This window comes from Streptomyces sp. NPDC027672, assembly GCF_055566335.1.
The window spans coordinates 289,143-307,548 of sequence record NZ_JBVHSO010000005.1; the positions used below are offsets into that span (position 1 = coordinate 289,143).

General features: G+C 73.8%; 13 protein-coding genes. 6 read left to right on the plus strand and 7 right to left on the minus strand.

Annotation, left to right across the window (positions count from 1 at the left end; translation table 11 throughout):
- Nucleotides 1–38: 38 nt before the first annotated feature.
- Nucleotides 39–1,571, minus strand: coding sequence for an MFS transporter (locus ACZ4SV_RS14850; protein ID WP_365942115.1), 1,533 nt, complete (start codon nucleotides 1,569–1,571; stop codon nucleotides 39–41).
- Between the two features lie 159 nt (nucleotides 1,572–1,730).
- Here ACZ4SV_RS14850 and ACZ4SV_RS14855 point away from each other — a divergent pair, with 159 nt between their 5' ends.
- On the plus strand, nucleotides 1,731–2,237 hold the full coding sequence (locus ACZ4SV_RS14855) for a MarR family winged helix-turn-helix transcriptional regulator (protein ID WP_468004463.1): 507 nt from the start codon (nucleotides 1,731–1,733) through the stop codon (nucleotides 2,235–2,237).
- A 202-nt stretch (nucleotides 2,238–2,439) separates the two neighbouring features.
- Here ACZ4SV_RS14855 and ACZ4SV_RS14860 read toward each other — a convergent pair whose 3' ends face one another.
- A complete protein-coding gene (locus tag ACZ4SV_RS14860) occupies nucleotides 2,440–4,068 on the minus strand; it encodes an alkaline phosphatase D family protein (protein WP_468004465.1) in 1,629 nt (542 codons plus the stop codon).
- A 139-nt stretch (nucleotides 4,069–4,207) separates the two neighbouring features.
- Here ACZ4SV_RS14860 and ppk2 point away from each other — a divergent pair, with 139 nt between their 5' ends.
- Nucleotides 4,208–5,203: a polyphosphate kinase 2 gene (ppk2, locus tag ACZ4SV_RS14865; RefSeq protein ID WP_365881903.1), complete on the plus strand. Its 996-nt coding sequence runs from the start codon at nucleotides 4,208–4,210 to the stop codon at nucleotides 5,201–5,203.
- 848 nt (nucleotides 5,204–6,051) lie between these two features.
- Nucleotides 6,052–7,029, plus strand: coding sequence for a hypothetical protein (locus tag ACZ4SV_RS14870; RefSeq protein ID WP_468004467.1), 978 nt, complete (start codon nucleotides 6,052–6,054; stop codon nucleotides 7,027–7,029).
- Between the two features lie 290 nt (nucleotides 7,030–7,319).
- Here the strand turns inward: ACZ4SV_RS14870 and ACZ4SV_RS14875 are convergent, their stop codons facing one another.
- Complete coding sequence (locus ACZ4SV_RS14875; protein WP_468004469.1) at nucleotides 7,320–8,270, minus strand: SDR family NAD(P)-dependent oxidoreductase; 951 nt, start codon at nucleotides 8,268–8,270, stop codon at nucleotides 7,320–7,322.
- 329 nt (nucleotides 8,271–8,599) lie between these two features.
- Here ACZ4SV_RS14875 and ACZ4SV_RS14880 point away from each other — a divergent pair, with 329 nt between their 5' ends.
- Nucleotides 8,600–10,123 (plus strand): alpha/beta hydrolase domain-containing protein, encoded by a 1,524-nt coding sequence (locus tag ACZ4SV_RS14880; RefSeq protein ID WP_468004796.1) that lies wholly within the window; start codon nucleotides 8,600–8,602, stop codon nucleotides 10,121–10,123.
- Between the two features lie 282 nt (nucleotides 10,124–10,405).
- Here the strand turns inward: ACZ4SV_RS14880 and ACZ4SV_RS14885 are convergent, their stop codons facing one another.
- The 4 genes from ACZ4SV_RS14885 to ACZ4SV_RS14900 form a co-directional block, all read right to left on the minus strand.
- Nucleotides 10,406–10,975: a hypothetical protein gene (locus ACZ4SV_RS14885; protein WP_468004471.1), complete on the minus strand. Its 570-nt coding sequence runs from the start codon at nucleotides 10,973–10,975 to the stop codon at nucleotides 10,406–10,408.
- A 227-nt stretch (nucleotides 10,976–11,202) separates the two neighbouring features.
- A complete protein-coding gene (locus ACZ4SV_RS14890) occupies nucleotides 11,203–11,688 on the minus strand; it encodes a ricin-type beta-trefoil lectin domain protein (protein ID WP_468004473.1) in 486 nt (161 codons plus the stop codon).
- A gap of 229 nt (nucleotides 11,689–11,917) precedes the next feature.
- Nucleotides 11,918–12,274, minus strand: a complete 357-nt coding sequence (locus ACZ4SV_RS14895) for an STAS domain-containing protein (protein WP_468004475.1) — start codon at nucleotides 12,272–12,274, stop codon at nucleotides 11,918–11,920.
- Nucleotides 12,271–13,587 carry a PP2C family protein-serine/threonine phosphatase gene (locus tag ACZ4SV_RS14900; protein ID WP_468004477.1) on the minus strand — a complete coding sequence of 439 codons (1,317 nt, stop codon included), beginning with the start codon at nucleotides 13,585–13,587 and terminating at the stop codon, nucleotides 12,271–12,273. Before ACZ4SV_RS14900 ends, ACZ4SV_RS14895 begins: the two co-directional genes overlap by 4 nt.
- Nucleotides 13,588–13,900: 313 nt before the next feature.
- On the opposite strand from ACZ4SV_RS14900, the gene ACZ4SV_RS14905 reads away from it, so the two are divergent.
- Both ACZ4SV_RS14905 and ACZ4SV_RS14910 read left to right on the plus strand, forming a co-directional pair.
- Nucleotides 13,901–18,010, plus strand: coding sequence for a SpoIIE family protein phosphatase (locus ACZ4SV_RS14905; RefSeq protein WP_468004798.1), 4,110 nt, complete (start codon nucleotides 13,901–13,903; stop codon nucleotides 18,008–18,010).
- Complete coding sequence (locus ACZ4SV_RS14910; RefSeq protein WP_365877968.1) at nucleotides 18,010–18,297, plus strand: STAS domain-containing protein; 288 nt, start codon at nucleotides 18,010–18,012, stop codon at nucleotides 18,295–18,297. The genes ACZ4SV_RS14905 and ACZ4SV_RS14910 overlap by 1 nt, the downstream gene beginning before the upstream one ends.
- Nucleotides 18,298–18,406 lie beyond the last annotated feature (109 nt).

Below are 18,406 nucleotides of genomic sequence, written 5' to 3' on the forward strand. Positions count from 1 at the left end.
GGTGCCGGGACGGTGGCGCGGGGAACGGCGGCCGGGCCTCAGTGCGCGGCGGCCGCACCCGCCGGCGCGCCGCCCCGGCCGTGGCCGGAAGGCCGGGCGACGACCAGGATGCCGGAGGCCACCGCGGCAAGCAGCATCGCGGCCACGCCCCACCAGATCGCCTGGGTGTAGCCGTGCACGATGCCCTCGCGCAGCACCTGGGCCTTCTGCGCCGGGTTGGTCAGGTGCCCGCCGACGTAGGTGCTCGTCGCCGAGGTGGCGATGGTGTTCAGCAGCGCCGTACCGAGCGAACCGCCCACCTGCTGCGAGGTGTTGACCATCGCGGAGGTCACACCGGCGTCCTGCGGCCGTACCCCGTGAGTCGCGGTGGAGAAGACCGGCATGAACGTCAGGCCCATGCCGAGACCGAGCAGCAGCTCGGCGGGCAGCACATGGGTGGTGTAGGCGGAGTCCACGCCGAGCTGGGTGAGCACCAGCAGGCCCGACGCGGCGAGCAGCATGCCCGGCACCATCAGCAGGCGCGGGGGCGTACGGGGCAGCAGCCGGGCGGAGATCTGCGTGGAGCCCAGGATGATCATCGCGGACATCGGCAGGAACGCCAGACCGCTCCTGACCGGGCTGTATCCGAGAATGCCCTGGAAGTAGTAGGTCATGAACAGGAACAGACCGAACATGCCGATCGTGGCGAGCCCCATGGTCAGGAAGCAGCCCGCGCGGTTGCGGTCGGCGAGGATGCGCAGCGGCAGCAGCGGGTGCTTGGCCTTGCTCTGCCAGAAGACGAACGCCGCCAGCAGGACCGCGCCGCCGATCAGCAGACCGACCACCAGACCGTCGCTCCACCCGCGCGGCTCGGCCTCCGAGAAGCCGTAGACGACGGCGACCAGTCCGCCGCAGCCCAGGACCACGCCGGGGATGTCCAGCCTGGCCTCGCGGTGGCCCGGCCGGTCGTGCAGCAGCACCAGGGCGCCGATCACCGCGACGGCCGCGATCGGGATGTTCACGTACAGGCACCAGCGCCAGTTCGCGTACGACGTGAGGACGCCGCCCAGCAGCAGGCCGATCGCGGCACCCGCGCCGGCGATGGCGCCGTAGATGCCGAACGCCTTCCCGCGCTCGCGGGGGTCGGTGAACGTGGTGGTCATCAGGGAGAGCGCGGACGGCGCGAGGACGGCGCCGAACACGCCCTGGAGGGCGCGCGCCCCGAAGAGCATGCCGGGGCTCCCGGCCGCGCCGCCGATCGCGGAGGCGACCGCGAAGCCGACCAGACCGATGACGAAGGTGCGCTTGCGGCCGACCAGGTCGGCGACGCGGCCGCCGAGCAGCAGCAGGCCGCCGAAGGCCAGGGTGTAGGCCGTGATGACCCACTGGCGGTTGCCGTCGGACATGCCGAGGGCCTTCTGGGCGGACGGCAGCGCGATGTTCACGATGGTCGCGTCGAGGACCACCATCAACTGCGCCAGCGCGATGACGACCAGGCCCCACCAGCGGCGGGGGTCGGGAGCGTCGGCGCCGCCGTGCGCGGCGGGGGCCGAAGCCGTGCGTATGGTCTCGGCCGGGGGCGAGTCACTCATGACGTGAACGTCACTTCCTTGCTCGTGCTGGTGGCGTGCGTGGTTCCGCGGGCTCGCCGTACCGGGTGTCCCGTCAGCGGTAGCCCGAACGGAGCAATGGTCGGTCATTGACGCGGATCGTCCGTAGGGCTGACGATCAGGGAAGTGTACGCTGTCCGCATGAACGACGAGGCCCTCCCGGACGCGCTCTCCCGCCGGCTGGGATTCCTCCTGAAGCACGCCTATGTGGCGCTGGCCGCGGAACTGGACGCGGCGCTCGCGCCTTTCCGTCTCATCCCGCGGGAACTGGGCGTCCTGGCGGTGATCGCCGCCTCGCCGGAGCAGCCGTCCCAACTGGAGATCGCCGCCCTGATCGGGGTCGACCGCACCACGATGGTCGCCGTCGTCGACTCGCTGGAGGCCAAGGGCTACGTGGAGCGCCACCGCAGCGACCGCGACCGGCGCCGGAACGTGGTGACGCTCACACCGGCCGGCCGGACCTGCCTGGAGGAGGCGGAAGAGGCCCGGGAACGCGTGGAACGCGACTTCCTCGCCCCGCTGGACGAGCCCTCCGCCGCCGCCCTGACCGAGGCCCTGCTCACCCTGCACGTCGCGCGCGGCCGGTCTGCCCGGGCCGCGGCCCCGGCGGACTCCGCCTGCACGGCATCCTCGGACCCGGGAGCGTAGCCGCCGCCCGGCACCACGGCCCGACGAGCAGCCGGCCGCCGCTCGGCACCACGGCGCTGACGGGCAGTCGGCCGCGTCCCGGAGCACGGAGAGGGCGGGTAGCCGGCCGCCCGTGCGGGCCGCGGACGGGAGACGAGGACTCCGCCCGCGGCGCGCGTGGAGGCGCGGCCCTCGTGCCGTAGGCCGCCCGCTGCCTGCCGTGCTACCCGGCGGTCAGGACGGTCTCGTGCACGGTCCGCAGCGTCTCGTCGGTCCTGCTGCGCTCCAGCCGCAGGCGGGCCGAACGGCCGTGCAGGGTGAGGGTCATGAGCTGGTTGCCGAACCACGGCCCGCCCTCTTTGCGCCACCTCACCGGCGGCCGGGGGCAGCGGCCGTGGCGGGCCAGGAGCCGCCCCAGGAGGCGGGCCGGCGCGCTCCAGCCGAAGCGGAAGCCGATCCGCATCGTCAGGGGCACGGAGTTGTGCACGGGGGAGCAGGTGAGCTGGACGACCGGGATGTCCGGGCCGCCGGACGACCAGGAGGCCCGCGCGATGTAGCCGTGGTGCACGTCTCCGGACAGCACGCACACGCTCGCCGGGGCGCCCGGCGCGGCCGCGGCTTCGCCGATGAGGCGGGCGAGGCCGGCGAAGGAGCGGGGGAAGGCCGCCCAGTGCTCCAGGTCGGCGCCGCGGCGCAGCCACTCCCCGAAACGGGCCCAGCGCTCGCCGCGTTCCCCGGCGCACAGGGCCGCGTCCCAGCTCTCGGCGTCGTGCACCAGGTGCGGCAGCAGCCAGGGCAGGGAGGTGCCGATCAGCAGGTGGTCGTACGCCCCCTCGTCGGCGAGGACCTGCTCGCGCAGCCAGCCGGCCTCTCCCGGGTCGAGCATGGCGCGGTGGTCCTCGTCCAGGACGCGCGCGGCCCGGGAGTCGACCATCACCACCCGGACCCGGCCGAAGTCACGCCGGTAGCTGAAGCGGACCGAGGCGGGCTCGGCGTCGGCCTGTTCGGCCAGGGCCCGCAGGGCGTCCGTACCGTCCGGCGTGGCGCGCACGGCGGCCCAGGCCGGGTCGGCGGCGAGTTCGGCGGGGGAGAGGTTGCCCAGGTGCTGGTGGACCCAGTAGGACATCAGGCCGCTGATCAGCCGCTTCTGCCACCAGTCGGTGGAGCGCATGTCGGCGAGCCAGGCGGCGGAGGTGTTCCAGTCGTCCACGATGTCGTGGTCGTCGAAGATCATGAAGCTGGGCACGGTCGACAGCAGCCAGCGGATCTCCGGGTCGAGCCAGGACTCGTGGTAGAGGTGGCAGTACTCCTCGTAGTCGGTGACCTGACTGCCGGGCGGCTTGTCGAGGTCACGGCGGCGGGCCAGCCGGCGCCGGGTGTCCTCGGAGACCTCGTCGGCGTAGACCTGGTCTCCCAGGAGCAGCAGCACGTCGGGGCGGTGCCCGTCGGGGTCGGCCGCCAGCCGCTTGGCGAGGGTGTCGAGGGCGTCGGGGCCGACCGGGTCCTTGCCGTCGGCCGGGGGAGCGGCCCAGCGGCACGATCCGAAGGTGACCCGGACGGCGTCCCCGGCGCCGGGGGACCGTATGACGGAGGGCGGGAAACGGGAGTCGGGCAGCGGCCACACGGGCGCGTCGTCCAGGAACACCTCGTACGACGGCGAGGTGCCCGGTCGCAGCCCGGTGACCGTGACGAGCGCGTAGTGGTGCCCGGCCACCCGGAAGGTGGGGGCCGCGCCGCCCGCGCCGTCCGAGCAGCGCACCCGCGCCGTGCAGGGCGCGTCCGTCTCGACCCACACGGTCGCGCACGAACCGTCGGTGTACCTCAGCAGTGGTCCCAGGCGCAGTTCGGCCACGTGACCGCCTTCCTGTCTCGCACGGTACGGAAAGAAACGACCGTAGCGACGGTACAGGCGTTCGGGTGACCCCCGTGTGGGCACGTGGGAGGGGACCGGGGGGCGGCCCCGGCGAACGGCGAGGCGGAAAGGCGGTGTCGTGGCCGAGCACGAGCAGGCGACCACCACACGGGAGACCCGGGACACGGTGCGGGAGGACGATCTGCTGCGGGGGCTGGAGGTGGACGACCGGCAGCCGGAGCGGCCGGTGCTCCTGGACTCCGGCGGCCGGCCGATCGAGACCTGGCGGGAGAACCACCCCTACGACCGCAGGATCGGGCGGCGCGAGTACGACCGGACGAAGCGGATCCTGCAGATAGAACTGCTGAAGTTCCAGCGCTGGGTGAAGGAGACCGGGCAGCGGGTCGTCGTGGTCTGCGAGGGGCGGGACGCGGCCGGCAAGGGCGGCACCATCAAGCGTTTCACCGAGCGGCTCAACCCCCGCGGGGCCCGCGTGGTGGCGCTGGCGAAGCCGACCGAGCGCGAGGCGGGCCAGTGGTACTTCCAGCGGTATGTGACCCACCTGCCGGCGCGCGGCGAGATCGTCTTCTTCGACCGTTCCTGGTACAACCGCGCGGGCGTCGAACGGGTCATGGGGTTCTGCACGGAGGACGAGTACCGGCAGTTCCTCCGGCAGGCGCCGAGCTTCGAGCACCTGCTCACCGACGACGGCATCCTGCTGGTGAAGTTCTGGTTCTCTGTGTCCCGGGCCGAGCAGCGCACCCGGTTCGCGATCCGCCAGGTCGATCCGGTGCGCCGGTGGAAGCTCTCGCCCACCGATCTGGCCTCGCTCGACCGCTGGGACGACTACACCAGGGCCAAGGTCGACATGTTCCGGGCCACCGACACCCCGCACGCCCCCTGGACGGTCGTGAAGAACAACGACAAGCGGCGGGGCCGGCTGGAGGCGATGCGCAGTCTCCTCGGCCGCTTCGACTATCCGGCCAAGGACCACGAGGCGGTCGGCACCCCCGACCCGCTGATCGTCGGTGCGGCCGAGACCCTGCTCGAACCGGGCGAGGAGCCCACGACCCTGTCACCGACACCGCTGGCCGGACCGGGCGGCGAGCCCGGCAACCACCCCGACCCGGACTGACGGACCGGCCACCGCGGGCGGCGGGAACCCGGACGCCGTTTCAGCCGGTCGCGGTCGGACCCCTGGCCGGCGTGGTGCCGGACGGACACCGGAGCACCGCCGCTGCGGTGCCGCGGCGCCCGGAAGATGGCCGGTCTCGCACGGGACGCCGGCGGCGCCCGGCTCTATCCTCACAAGTCGGGGGGATGGCCCATGGCGGGATCGACGGGACGGCATGCCGGGCGCGGGGCGGCGGTGTGCGCGGCCCTGCTGGTACTCGTGGCCTGCGGTCACACGGACAGCAGTACCTCGCACCCCGTCCCAGGGCCCGCCGGCACCCCGCGCTCCGCGCCGCCGTCGAGCGACGGCCCGGACGCGGGCGCCCACAGCCGGACGGGTGAGCCTTCCGGCAGGAGCGACCACCGTGGTACGGGGCAGTCCGGCTCTCCCGGCGGAGGGGCCGGCCACGGCTCCGGCGGACGGACGGGTGACCGGCCCGGTGACTCCTCGGCGGGCGGCGCGACGGCCGCCCCGTCGTACGGCGGCGACCCCGTGCCTCCCGTCCCGCCGCCCCCGAGCGCCGGCGGGCAGGAGGCCGACTCCGGCGGAGGCGCCCTGGATCCCACCGGTGGCGGCGACGGCGGCGGCGGTGACACCGGAGGCGGGTCCGCCGACGGCGGAACCGGCACGCCGTCACCCGGCTGCCCTTCCGCGACCGGCGCGTCCCCCGGGCCGTCCGGGCCGGGCAGCCCCGCCCCCGCGCCTTCCGGCAGCTCACCGGGCTCACCGGCACCGGGCCTGTCGAATCCGCCCTGCCCCGGCTCCGGCGAGACCCCGGGCACGGACGGAAGGGACGGCACGCAGGGCCGATGACCCGTCGTCCGACGAGGCGTCACCTGCGCGCCGGTGCCCGCCGTCCCTCTCCCGTCCGCCTCCGGCCGACCCGGCGCGCCCGTGCCGCCGCGGCCCGCCGGACCGGCCTCCGCCCCGCCGGGTCCCGCCCCGCTGCGGAGGCCTCCGCACCGGCCGAGCGCTCCGCGACCGCGCTCCTCGCCACGGTGGCCGCGCAGGCGTCCCTCATCACCGCCGTCATGTTCTACCTCGGCGCGGTCTACCTGACCGCCTTCTACCACTACTTCCGGCTCGACCTCTTCGCCCTCGGCATCGGCTTTCCCGAACTGGCCGTCCAGGCACTGAACTTGGTGCGCAGACCCCTCCTCATGGCCGTCACCGTCACGGCCTACGCGGTCCTCCGCCCCGGCCTCGTGACCGGTCTGCCCTGGCCCGCGCCCGTCGCCCGGCTCCTGCGCCGCACCGGAGCCCGGGCCCGCCACGCCGACCTGCTGCTGATGCCCGCCGGCCTGGCCACCCTCGCCCTGTGGCGGTGGACCCACCCCTACGGCTGGGCGGCGGCGCTCGCCCTGGCGCTGGGCCTCGCCCTCGCGCACCGGCGCACCACCGGCGGTCCGGACGGCCGTGCCCCCCGTGCCCCGGGCAGGACGGCGGCCACGTCGGTGACCGGTCTGCTGGTCATGTGGGCGGTGACGCTGGCCGCCAACGACCTGGGGGTGGCCGAAGCGGACCTGACGGGCCGCGACGTCGTGCGCCGGACCGCCGTCGTCCTGCTCACCACCGAACGCCTGAGCCTCGCGGGCCCGGGCATACACGTCGAAGACCTCGGCAAGGGCACTCACTTCCGCTACCGCTACACCGGTCTGCGGCGGCTCATCGAACGGGACGGCCGGTACTACCTGCTGCCGCTGGGCTGGACACCGGCCACCGGTACGACGTACGTGATCGACATCGGCGACGACATCCGGGTGGAGCTGATGCCGGGCGCCCGGTGAGGCCGAGGGCGGCTTCCCTGGGGCAGCTCCGACCAGCGAGCGCCGCGGACGACCCCGGGCCGGGGCGCTTTCCGTGGGGCCGCTCAGTCTCGCGCGCGGCGGACGACTGCCGGGCCGGGGCGCTCCCCTGGGGCAGCTCCGCCTTGCACGCGCGCCGCGGACGACCGCCCGGCCGGCACCGTCCGCTGTATCTCCCGGCCCGGCCGTGGGCCAGACCACCGGCCGCCACCGGGCGGCCGCCCGGGTGCGGTGCCGCGCCTCGGACGGCCGCCCGGGGCGCGGTGCCGCGCCTACCGGAAGCCGAGGTGCGGGTCGGTACCGGCCAGTTCCCGGCTGGCGTCCCACAGACGAGCGGCGACGGCCGGGTCGGCCATGTGCGCGGGGACGGGCTCACACCGCGGCCTGCCCCGCAGACCGAAGGCCCGCGGCCCCCATAGCTGGCCGCCGCGCACCCCGGGGTCGAGGACGGCGCGGACGATCGGCCATGCCCCGGCGTCCTTGCCCTGCACCACCAGCGCGGCGGGCAGGGCGCGCAGCCGTTCGCCGGGGGCGGTCACGGCTACCGGCGGGCGGGACGGGGTGAGGGAGTCCAGCGCGCCGCCGGGGTGGGCCACCACACTGAGCACCGTGCTGCCCGCGGCACGCAGGCGGCGGTCGAGTTCGAAGCCGAAGCTCATCTGCGCCAGCTTCGACCGGCCGTAGGCGCGCTTGGGCCGGTAGTCCCGGGCCGACTGCAGATCGCCGAAGTCGAGTCGCTCGGACCGGGCCGCGAAACTCCCCACCGTCACGACGCGGCCCGCCGGTGCCGCGGACAGCAGCGGGGCCAGCCACCGGGTCAGCGCGAAGTGGCCGAGGTGGTTGGTGCCGAACATCAGCTCGTGGCCGTCCCCGGTCTCCCGGCGCGGCGGGTCGTCGAGCGCGACCCCCGCGTTGTGGACCACCGCGTCGAGACGACCGAGGTCCAGGCTGTCCACGGCGGTCTTCAGGGACGACAGGTCGGCGAGGTCCAGGCGAAGGTGCCGCACCCGTGCGCCGGGGACCCGCGCGCGGATCGAGGCCAGGGCGGCGTCGGCCCTCGCACGGTCCCGGCTGCCGAGTACGACGACGGCGCCGGTGGCGGCGAGCTGCTCCGCGGCGAAGTAGCCGATCCCGGCGTTGCCCCCGGTGACCAGGAAGGTGCTGCCCTCGGCAGACGGCAGCCGGTGCACGTCCCACGGCCGGTTCGGGGATGCGGAAGACACGATGACGGGCTCCTTGCTCTGGGCAGCGTGCTCGTGACGAGCACCAACCCGTCCAAGGTCGCAACCCGCGCCGACAGACGGCCGACAGATCACGCCCACCGCCGACGGATGTCCGACACCCCGCAGGGGAACCGCCGCCGGGCCGGACGGGGCGAGATGCCCAGGACCGACGCCCGGCCCGGCCGGGCACCAGCGACGCGGGAGACCGCCGGGCAGTCACGGCCACCACGAGCGGGACACCGGTGGATCCACCGATGGCCGCCCGCCACGGTTCACCGAGACTGCGGTCGACCCATTGGGACGCGCATTCACGGAGGCAACCCGTGCGCATGCTTGCCCGACCATTACGGCGGTTCCTCACCGCCACCGCGCTGGGAGTGCTGTTCTGCGGCCTCCTCGGCACCCCGCAGGCCACCCCGGCCGCGGCCTCGCCCGGCGTGGCCGCGAGCCCCGCGGTCACCGTCCCGCCCGCCGGCAGTCACGGCTTCCCCTTCCTCGCCGCGGCGGAGGACCTCGGTTCCTTCGGCTACACCGAGAGCGAGTACTTCTTCTCGGGCACCGCCACGTCGTACGCCAAGTCCGGCCTGTGGACCCCGGACGGCCGGTGGAACGTCCGCGCGTCCGGCACCGCCGCCTACAAGAGCCGCCTGCTGGTGCGCCGCCCCGCCGACCCGGCGAAGTTCAACGGCACGGTGGTCGTGGAGTGGCTCAACGTCAGCGGCCAGCTCGACCTCTCCCCGGACTACTGGTTCGAGCGGGACGAACTGCTGCGCCAGGGCTATGCCTGGGTCGGCGTCTCGGCACAGGCCGTCGGCGTCCACGGCGGGCTGGGCGAGATCAAGGGCCTGAAAGGCTGGGACCCGGCACGGTACGGCAGCCTGGTCCACCCCGGTGACGCCTTCGCCTACGACATCTTCTCCCAGGCCGGCCAGGCGCTGCGCACCCCGGACGGGCCCGACCCGCTCGGCGGGCTCCCGGTCCGGACGCTGCTGGCCGACGGCGAGTCGCAGTCGGCGGGCTTCATGACGACGTACGTCAACGCCGTCCAGCCGGTGTCCCGGGTCTACGACGGCTTCATGGTGCACAGCAACAGCGCGGTCGCGGCGCCGATCAGCGGCGTGCTCGGCGACACCCTGCTGATGCCGAACCCGTCCCGGATCCGGACCGATCTGCCGGTGCCGACGTTCGTCGTGCTCACCGAGACCGACGTGCCGGGTGCCGCGACCGCGCGGCAGCCGGACACCGACAGCGTCGTGCACTGGGAGCTGGCCGGCACCGCGCACGGCGACCAGTGGGCCTTCGACCTCGGCGAGTCGACCGTGCGGAAGTCGGCGGGCCAGGCCGCGCCGTCACCGGACTGCGCCGCCGGTTCGGCGCCCTTCAACGACGGGCCCGGCCACTGGGCGATGAACGCGGCGCTGCGCCACCTGGCCGGCTGGGCGCGGGGCGGTGCCCGGCCGCCGAGCGGCCAGCCACTGAGCACCGTGCTGCGCGACCCGGCCACCGGGCTGGCCACCGGCGGGGTCCGCCTGCCGGACGTCACGGTGCCCACCCGGACGCTCACCGGTCTGCGCGACACCACCGGCAGCGGTGTCTTCTGCGGCCTGTACGGCGCCCGTGACCCGTGGAACGGCGACGCCGACGCCTGGGACCGGCACCACGACGGCGACCCGTCCGACCCGTCCTTCCCGGCCACCGCCGAACCGGTGCTCAGCCGGCTCTACCCCACCCACGCCGACTACGTGGGCAAGGTGCGCACGGCCGCGCAGGCGTCCGTCGACGCCGGATACCTGCTGCCGGAGGACGCGACGGCGATCGTCGCGGCCGCGCGGGACTCCGGCATCGGCGGCTGACCCACCGGCCGTCCGTCCGGCCACGGCCCCACGCCCGGGACCACCGCGGCGCGGGGCCGTGACCGGCGGATCGGACACCGCCGGTCCGGCCGGCACCGCCTCGTGCGCGCGGGCCGTTGAAGCCGACCGGGCCCGGAGGGCCCTGGCACCTGGCAGCGCCTCGCGCCCGCGGGCCGTCGACGGCGCCACCGAGGTCGTCAACTCCGGCCGTGGCAGCGCCTCGTACGCGACGGGCCGGTTCCGGCTTCACCGGCCGTGGCGTCGACGGGTATCAGTGAACGCCTACGACCACAGGTGGGTGGCGGAGCGGGCCCGCTCCCACATGCCGGGAACCTGCTCGACCGGGCGCTGCTGTTCGCCGTGCAGGGCGTTGAGGACCACCAGGCAGCCGGTCAGTGCCGGGACCGCCCACTGCACGCAGGCCAACTGCCGCCGTGCCTTGTCCAGGTCGACGGGATGCTGCCGCGCCTCCTCCGCGTCGGCGGGGTCGGGGGAGGAGGCCAGTTCCACCTTCTTGCCCAGGACGCGGGCGTAGGCGGTGGCGGCCAGGGCCGCGCCGGTGACGGCGGCCTTGGCCGCGGTGGACGCGGCCACGCCCTGCTGGGTGGCGACACGGTGCGCGTTCACGGCGAGCAGCCCGCCGCCGCCGAACAGGTGCGCGCCGATCGCGACCGCGTTGACCGGCGTCCATTTCGCCCAGCCGGACGCGGAGATCCGGTCCCTGGCCGTTTCCGGTCCGCCTTCGTCCCGGGCGGCGCCGTTGAGGCCGACGGCGCCCATCAGGGAACCGCCGAACCAGGCGGCCAGGCCCACGTCGTGCAGGCTGCGGATGAGAGTGTTGCGTTCGGGCATGGCGGAACTCCATCAGGACGGGGAACGGGGCCGGTCGGCAAGGATGCCGAGTACACCCCAGCCTCACCGAGCCCCGCCGGCTCTGCCAGCACGGCTGAGCCGAACGAGCGTCCCGCGCCGCCGGCCGGCCGGACGGGCATCCCGTGCCCCCGGCCGGCCGGGGGCAGCCCCGGCACGCGCGGCCGGGACCCCTTCGCTCGCGGTGCTCGTGGGAACCGAGCCGTGGCTCAGAAGAGGGTCTCGCTGATCTGCTGTCCCTGAACGGTCCAGTGCTGGCCGGCGACGGAGGAGTTGCAGCCCTTGACGGACACGATGTAGGTGCTGGGGTAGTTGGACTCCAGGCACATGTTGGGGTACCGGGTCTGGTAGAGCGCTTCGCCGCTGAGGGCCCAGTGCTGGCCGGCGACGGAGGAGTTGCAGCCCTTGACGGACACGATGTAGGTGCTGGGGTAGTTCGATTCCAGGCACATGTTGGGGTACTGCGTCTGGTAGAGCGCTTCGCCGTTGAAGGCCCAGTGCTGGCCGGCGACGCCGGAGTTGCAGCCCTTCACGGACACGATGTAGGTGCTCGGGTAGTTGGACTCCAGACACATCTTGCCGACGGCCGGGAGCGTGCCGGGAGGCGCGGGGGCCGCCACGGCGACCGCCGGCAGGGCGGAGGACGTCAGCGCGAGAAGGCCGGGTATCAACAGCTTGCGCAGCACATGGGCCATGAGGTGGAACCCTTCACGTCGGCGGATCCGCAGCGGCCGGGACGCGGTGCTGTTCCGGGTCGGGGGATCCGGGTGAGCGCGCGTCCTGAGAGGTTCCCCTCATCCCAGGCGTCGTATGCGTCGCCCGCGTCACCTGATTCCCCGGGACGCGGGCGCGGCTCCCGGGGCGGGGCCCCGGCGGTCGTCAGCGGTCCGGAAGCCGACGGGCCGGACCGGAAGCGGGCCGCGCTCAGTGATCCCACGCCGCTAGGGCGTCGTCGACAGTGGGATGGAAGGTGAACACCTGGTCGAGGCCCACGGTGCGGAAGACACGGGCGAGGTCGTCGCTGAGCCCGGTCAGACTGAAGGGACAGCCGGCGGCCTGGCAGCGGTGGTACGCGGTCACGAGCACGGTGATGCCCGTGGAGTCGCAGTAGGCGACCCCGGAAAGATCGATCACCAGAGGCGTGCCCGGGGCGAGGGGAGCGCTCTCCAGCGCCCGGGTGAGCCGGGGCGCGGTGTGGTGGTCGAGTTCGCCGGCCACCCGGAGCAGGACGGGGCCGGCCTCGTGGAGCTGCTGTACGACGGTCAGGGTGGGCTCGGTCACCGGTTCTCCTGAAGGGGTGGTGCAGGTGGTACGGGTACGGACAGGGCGAGCAGGGCCGTGTCGTCGCCGACTCCCGGGCCCAGACTGCCGAGGAGACCGTCCACAGTGTGCAGCACGTGGTCGGCCGACGGCGCGCCGGCGGTCGCGAGATGCCGGGCGAGCCGCTCCTGCCCGAGCATGTCACCCTCGGGTGTGCGCGCCTCGACGAGGCCGTCGGTGTACAGCAGCAGGGACTCGCCCGGATCGAGACGGGTGGTGGTCTGGACGAAACGCGGCTCGTGCAACAGGCCGATGAGCTGTCCGCCGGTCGTGGCGACCGGCTCCACGGTCCCGTCCGCACGGAGGGCGAGGGCCGGGGGATGGCCGCCGCCGGCCAGCGTGACGGCGAAGGAACCGCCGGCGACCGGTTCCAGGATCCCGAAGAGAGCGGTGCAGTGTCGCGGAGTGCCGCCCTGCTGCTCTCCTTTGAGCACCGTGTCCAGGTTGCTCAGCACCGCGCACGGGCTGGGGTCGTAGATGGCGGCGGCGCGCAGGGTGTAGCGGGTGAGCGAGGTGAGGGCCGCGGCGGCGGCGCCCTTGCCGCACACATCGCCGATGAACAGCCCCCAGCGGCCGTCGTTCAGCGGGAACAGGTCGTAGAAATCGCCGCCGACCTCGTCCGGGGAGGCGGTGTGGTAGGCGGCGGCCGCGCGCAGGCCCGGCACCGTGGGCAGGGCCGGGGGCAGGAGGGTTCGCTGCAGGGTGCGCGCCAGCCGCTCGGCGTCCGCACGCCGCGCGCGTTCGGCGGCGACCGTGCGCAGGGCGGACAGCCGTAGGTCGAGCTCTTCCCTGACCAGCACCGCCAGGTCCCGCAGGGCGTCGAGCTGGCCGCCGGCGGGCTGACGAGGGCGGGTGTCCAGCACGCTGACCGTGCCCAGGTGCTTCCCGTCGGCGGTGGTGATCGGCGCGGCGACGTAGAACCGGACGGCGAGGCCGCCGCGGACCAGGGGGTGATCCGCCGTACGCGGATCGGTGGCGGCGTCGGTGACCACGTACGGTTCGCCCTGCGGGACGGCGGCGGAGGCCGGCAGCCCCGGCAGACCGATCACCTCGGTGTCCTCGGCCAGGCCGTGGGACGCGATGAGTCTGGGCCGGTCGCCGTCGATGATGACGACGCCGGTCATCGGGGCGTCGAAGATCCGGGCCGCGAGGGAGGCGATCCGGCCGAGAGCGCGGCCGGACGGGATGTCAGGGGCGAGGTGCCTGCCGGCCGTGGTGTGTCCGTCCTCGTCCGGTGCCGGGGCGAGGACGCGTGCCGGCGCACTCGAAGTCATGGCCTGCGGCCTCCCGCGTGAGTGGTCGTCGTCACCATGCCGAGTGCCGGGCACCCCGAATGGTGGGCCTATCCTACGAAGTGATCCGCTTCGCGGGGACAGGACGGTCACCCTACCAAGCGGAAGATCGTTTCCGTGGGTGTCTCCCGTGCCGACGACCTGCGCGGGAACCCTGCCTGGTGCTGGAGGCGGGGGACGGGGTCGGTCGATGGTGTGGCCGGCACGGCGGCTAGGCTGAATGACGTCTATGAAAGGGTGTGCTGTGGCGGATTCCGTAGCTGCCGGACAGCGGCCGTCGCCCGTGGCGGCCGACGTGTTCGCCGCCGACGCGGAGGTCGGCAAGGATCTTGCCGCGGTGGACTGGGCCGTGACCCCGCTCGGGCCGCCCGAAACCTGGCCGCAGAGCCTGCAGACGGCGGTCAGCATCCTGCTGTCGTCGCGGTTCCCCATGTGGATGGCCTGGGGCCCCGATCTTACGTTCTTCTGCAACGCCGCCTACCGCCGGGACACCCTGGGCCAGAAGTACCCCTGGGCGCTGGGCCGCCCGGCGAACGAGGTGTGGGCGGAGATCTGGGACGACATCGGCCCGCGTATCGACGCCGTGCTGACCACGGGCGAGGCCACCTGGGACGAGGCGCTGCTGCTGTTCGTGGAGCGCTCGGGTTACCCCGAGGAGTCGTACCACACGTTCTCGTACAGCCCGCTGCGGGACGATTCCGGCACGGTGGTCGGGATGCTCTGCGTGGTGAGCGAGGAGACCGAGCGGATCATCGGCGAACGGCGGATGGCGACGCTGCGGGACCTGGGTTCCGATCCGAGCGTCGTGCGGACCGAAGAGGAGATGCTGGCCTTCACCGGGCAGCAGCTCCGCCACAACCCGCGTGACCTGCCGTTCACGCTGACGTACCTCTTCCAGCCCGACGGCACCGCGCGACTGGCGGAAGCCACCGGGCTGACCGCGGGGCACCCCGCGGCCCCGGCCCTCCTGCCGGCCGGCACCGAGGACGCCCTGTGGCCGGCCGCAGCCCTGGTCGGCGGGGAGTCCGTCGTGATCGACCTCGACGGGGCCCCCTTCACCGGGCTGCCCGCCGGGCCGTGGCCCGAGCCGCCCGCCCGGGCGCTGGCCGTGCCCCTGCTGCAACAGGGCAGCGCCCCCTACGGGTTCCTGGTGGCCGGACTCAACCGCTACCGCCCGCTGGACGCGGGCTACCGCGGCTTCGTCGAACTGGTCGCCGGACACATCGCGGCCGGTGTCTCCAGCGCGCGCAGCTACCAGGCCCAGCAGCGGCGGGCCGAGGAGCTGGCGGAGCTGGACCGGGCGAAGACCACCTTCTTCTCCAACATCAGCCACGAGTTCCGCACCCCGCTCACGCTGATCATGGGGCCGGTGGAGGAGCTGAGGGCGCAGTTCGACGGGGGCGATCCCCGGGTGCGCGACGAACTGGAGGCCATCCACCGCAACAGCCTGCGGCTGGGCAAACTCGTCAACAGCCTGCTGGACTTCTCCCGCATCGAGGCGGGACGGATGCGGGCCAGGTACGAGCCCGTCGACCTCGCGGCGGTCACCGCCGAACTGGCCAGCGTCTTCCGCTCGGCGGTGGACAAGGCCGGCCTCGCCTTCGAGGTCGACTGCCCCGCGCTGGACGAGCCGGTGCACATCGACCGGGGCATGTGGGAGAAGGTGGTCCTCAACCTGCTCAGCAACGCGCTGAAGTTCACCTTCGAGGGCTCCATCCGCGTGTCGGTCCGGGCCGAGGACGGCCGGGCCGTGGTCACGGTCGCCGACACCGGCATCGGCGTGCCGGCCGAGGAGATGCCCAGGCTCTTCGAGCGTTTCCACCGCATCGAGACCGCCCGCTCGCGCTCCAACGAGGGCAGCGGCATCGGCCTCGCGCTGGTCAGGGAACTCGTCGGTCTCCACGGCGGCACGATCACCGCGGACAGCGCGCTGGGCCAGGGCACCCGGTTCACCATCCGCCTGCCCTTCGGCACGGAGCACCTGCCGGACGACGCCCTGGCACCGGCCGCCTCCACCGCCGCCCCCTCGGCCACTGCCGAGCCGTACGTCGCGGAGGCACTGCGCTGGCTCCCCGGGGACGAGCCGACCGCGGAGACGTCCGTGGCGCCGGTGACCAGCGACGCCGCCTACACCTCGGGTCCCGCGGTGCCGGCGCGGGTGCTGATCGCGGACGACAACGCCGACATGCGGGAGTACCTCACCCGCATCCTGCGCGGCGCCGGCTACCACGTGGAGGCGGTCACCGACGGGCACGAAGCCCTGTGGGCCGTCCGCGCGGACGCTCCCGACCTGATCGTCAGCGACGTCATGATGCCCCGGCTGGACGGACTGTCCCTGGTCAGGGAGTTGCGCGCCGACCCGCGCACCGCCGCGGTGCCCGTGCTGCTGCTGTCGGCGCGGGCCGGGCAGGAAGCCTCCATCGAGGGCCTCCAGGCCGGTGCGGACGACTACCTCGTCAAGCCCTTCGCGGCAGCCGAACTGCTGGCCCGGGTCCGGGCCAACGTGGAACTGTCCCGCCTGCGCACCCATCACGCCCGCTGGCGCACCGCGCTGGTCGACTCGCTCCAGGAGGCGTTCTTCGTCTGCGACGAGGACGGCGCCGTCGTCGAGATCAACGCGGCCTTCACCGACATCCTCGGCTACGGCCCCGACGCGTTGCCGTACACACCGATCCATCCCTGGTGGCCGACCGCGGAGAGCGATCCCGAGGGCCACGAGCAGGTCGCCCGCGCCTTCGGCGAACTGGTGGAGAACGGACACGGCCGCTACACGATCCCCGTCACCCATCGCGACGGGCACCGGCTGTGGGTCGACGTCGCCTTCAACCAGGCCCAGGACCCCGACACCGGGCGCCGCGTGGTCGTCGGAACCTTCCGGGACGTCACCGCCGAGCACTACGCCATCCAGCGCGACAGCGCGCTGGCGGCGCTCAGCCTGCGTGTCTCGCAGGCCACCAGCCTGCCCGAGGCACTGACCGGCGCCCTGGCCGAACTGAAGGACCTGTGGCGGGCCCGGCGCGTGCTCGCCGTGGTCTTCGGCCACCACGAGGAGCCGGCCCTGACCGCCACGGAGCCCGCGCTGGACTGGCGGCAGCTGCCCGCCGACCGCCGCGAGGCGCTCGGTGCCCTGCGCGAGTGCCCGCTCATGACCCCGGTCACCGACCACACCAGTGCCGGCATCACCGTGGAGCACCCCGACGGTCCCATGGCGCTGTGGGTGGACCTGGGCTCCAGCCGGCCCTTCACGGACGAGGACCAGCTCCTGCTGTCGCTGCTGGCCGGACACCTGGCCCAGGGCCTGGTCCGCGTGCACCAGATCGACCAGCAGCGCGAGACGGCCATCGCCCTGCAACGCGCCATCCTCGGCCCCTCCCACCTCCCCGAGGGCTTCGCCGTCCGCTATGAACCGGCCACCCAGCCGCTGGAAGTAGGCGGCGACTGGTACGACACCGTGGCGCTGCCCGACGGACGGATCGGCATCGTCGTCGGCGACTGCGTCGGCCGGGGACTGGAAGCGGCCACCGTCATGGGGCAGTTGCGCAGCGCCTGCCGCGCCCTGCTGCTCCAGGACGCCAGCCCCGCCCAGGCCCTCATGGCCCTGGACCGCTTCGCCGCCGGCATCCCCGGCGCGCTGTGCACCACCGTCTTCTGCGGCGTCCTCGACCCGGAGACCGGCCGGCTGAGCTACTCCAGCGCCGGACACCCGCCGGGCATCCTCGCCCAGCACGACGGCACCACCCGCCTGCTGGAGGACGGACGGTCCCTGCCGCTGGCCGTGCGGCCCGGCAGGACGCGTCCCGAGGGGGAGTGCACGATCCCGGCGCGTGCCACGCTGCTGCTGTACACCGACGGTCTCGTCGAGCGCCGCCGGCGCCCGCTGAGCGCGGGCATCCACCAGGCCGGCGAAGCCGTCCAGGACGGCCGGGACGCGGCCGTCGACGATCTCGCCACCCAGGTCATGACGCGGCTGGCCCCGGAGAACGGCTACGACGACGACGTCGCCCTGCTCCTGTACCGGCACCCCGCGCCGCTGGAGATGACCTTCCCCGCCGAGTCCTCGCAGCTCGCACCGGTCCGCCAGGCCCTGCGCAACTGGCTCGAACGGTGCCAGCTTCCCCCGCAGACCGCGCAGAACGTCCTGGTCGCGGTCGGCGAGGCCTGCGCCAACGCCATCGAGCACGGCCATCGCCACGCCCCGGGGGAGCCCGTACGGCTGCGGGCCGAGGCGTCCGTGGACGACCTGCGCCTGGTCATCGCCGACACCGGACAGTGGAAGACCCCGCAACCCGAGGCCAACGCCCACCGCGGCCGCGGCATGACCTTGATGAAAGCCATGATGCAGCACGTCACCGTCACCTCCGGCGCCGCCGGCACCACTGTCCAGATGCACACGAGGATCGCGTGATGACCACCCCGCTCACCCTGACCCCGGGCCGACGGGCCGACGGTACCGCGCTGCTGACCGCCGTCGGCGAGATCGACATGACCAACACCGACGCCCTCTGCGAGGCCCTGGACACCACGCACGGCCCGGTCGTCCTCGACCTCACCGGCGTCGGCTACCTGGACAGCGCCGGCCTCAACGTCCTGTTCGCCCGCGCCGACCGGGTCGAGCTCGTGGCCACGCCGCTGCTCGCCCCCGTACTGGAGATCTCGGGGCTGACCGGCCTCACGACGGTCCACGGGTTGTAGCGGGGCCGGAGGGGAACGTGTCTGTGGGCGGGGGCCTCTCCGCATCGACCCCGACATTCGATAACATGTTCTGACTTTGCATGATCGTTCGGTCCGGCCGCACGAGGAA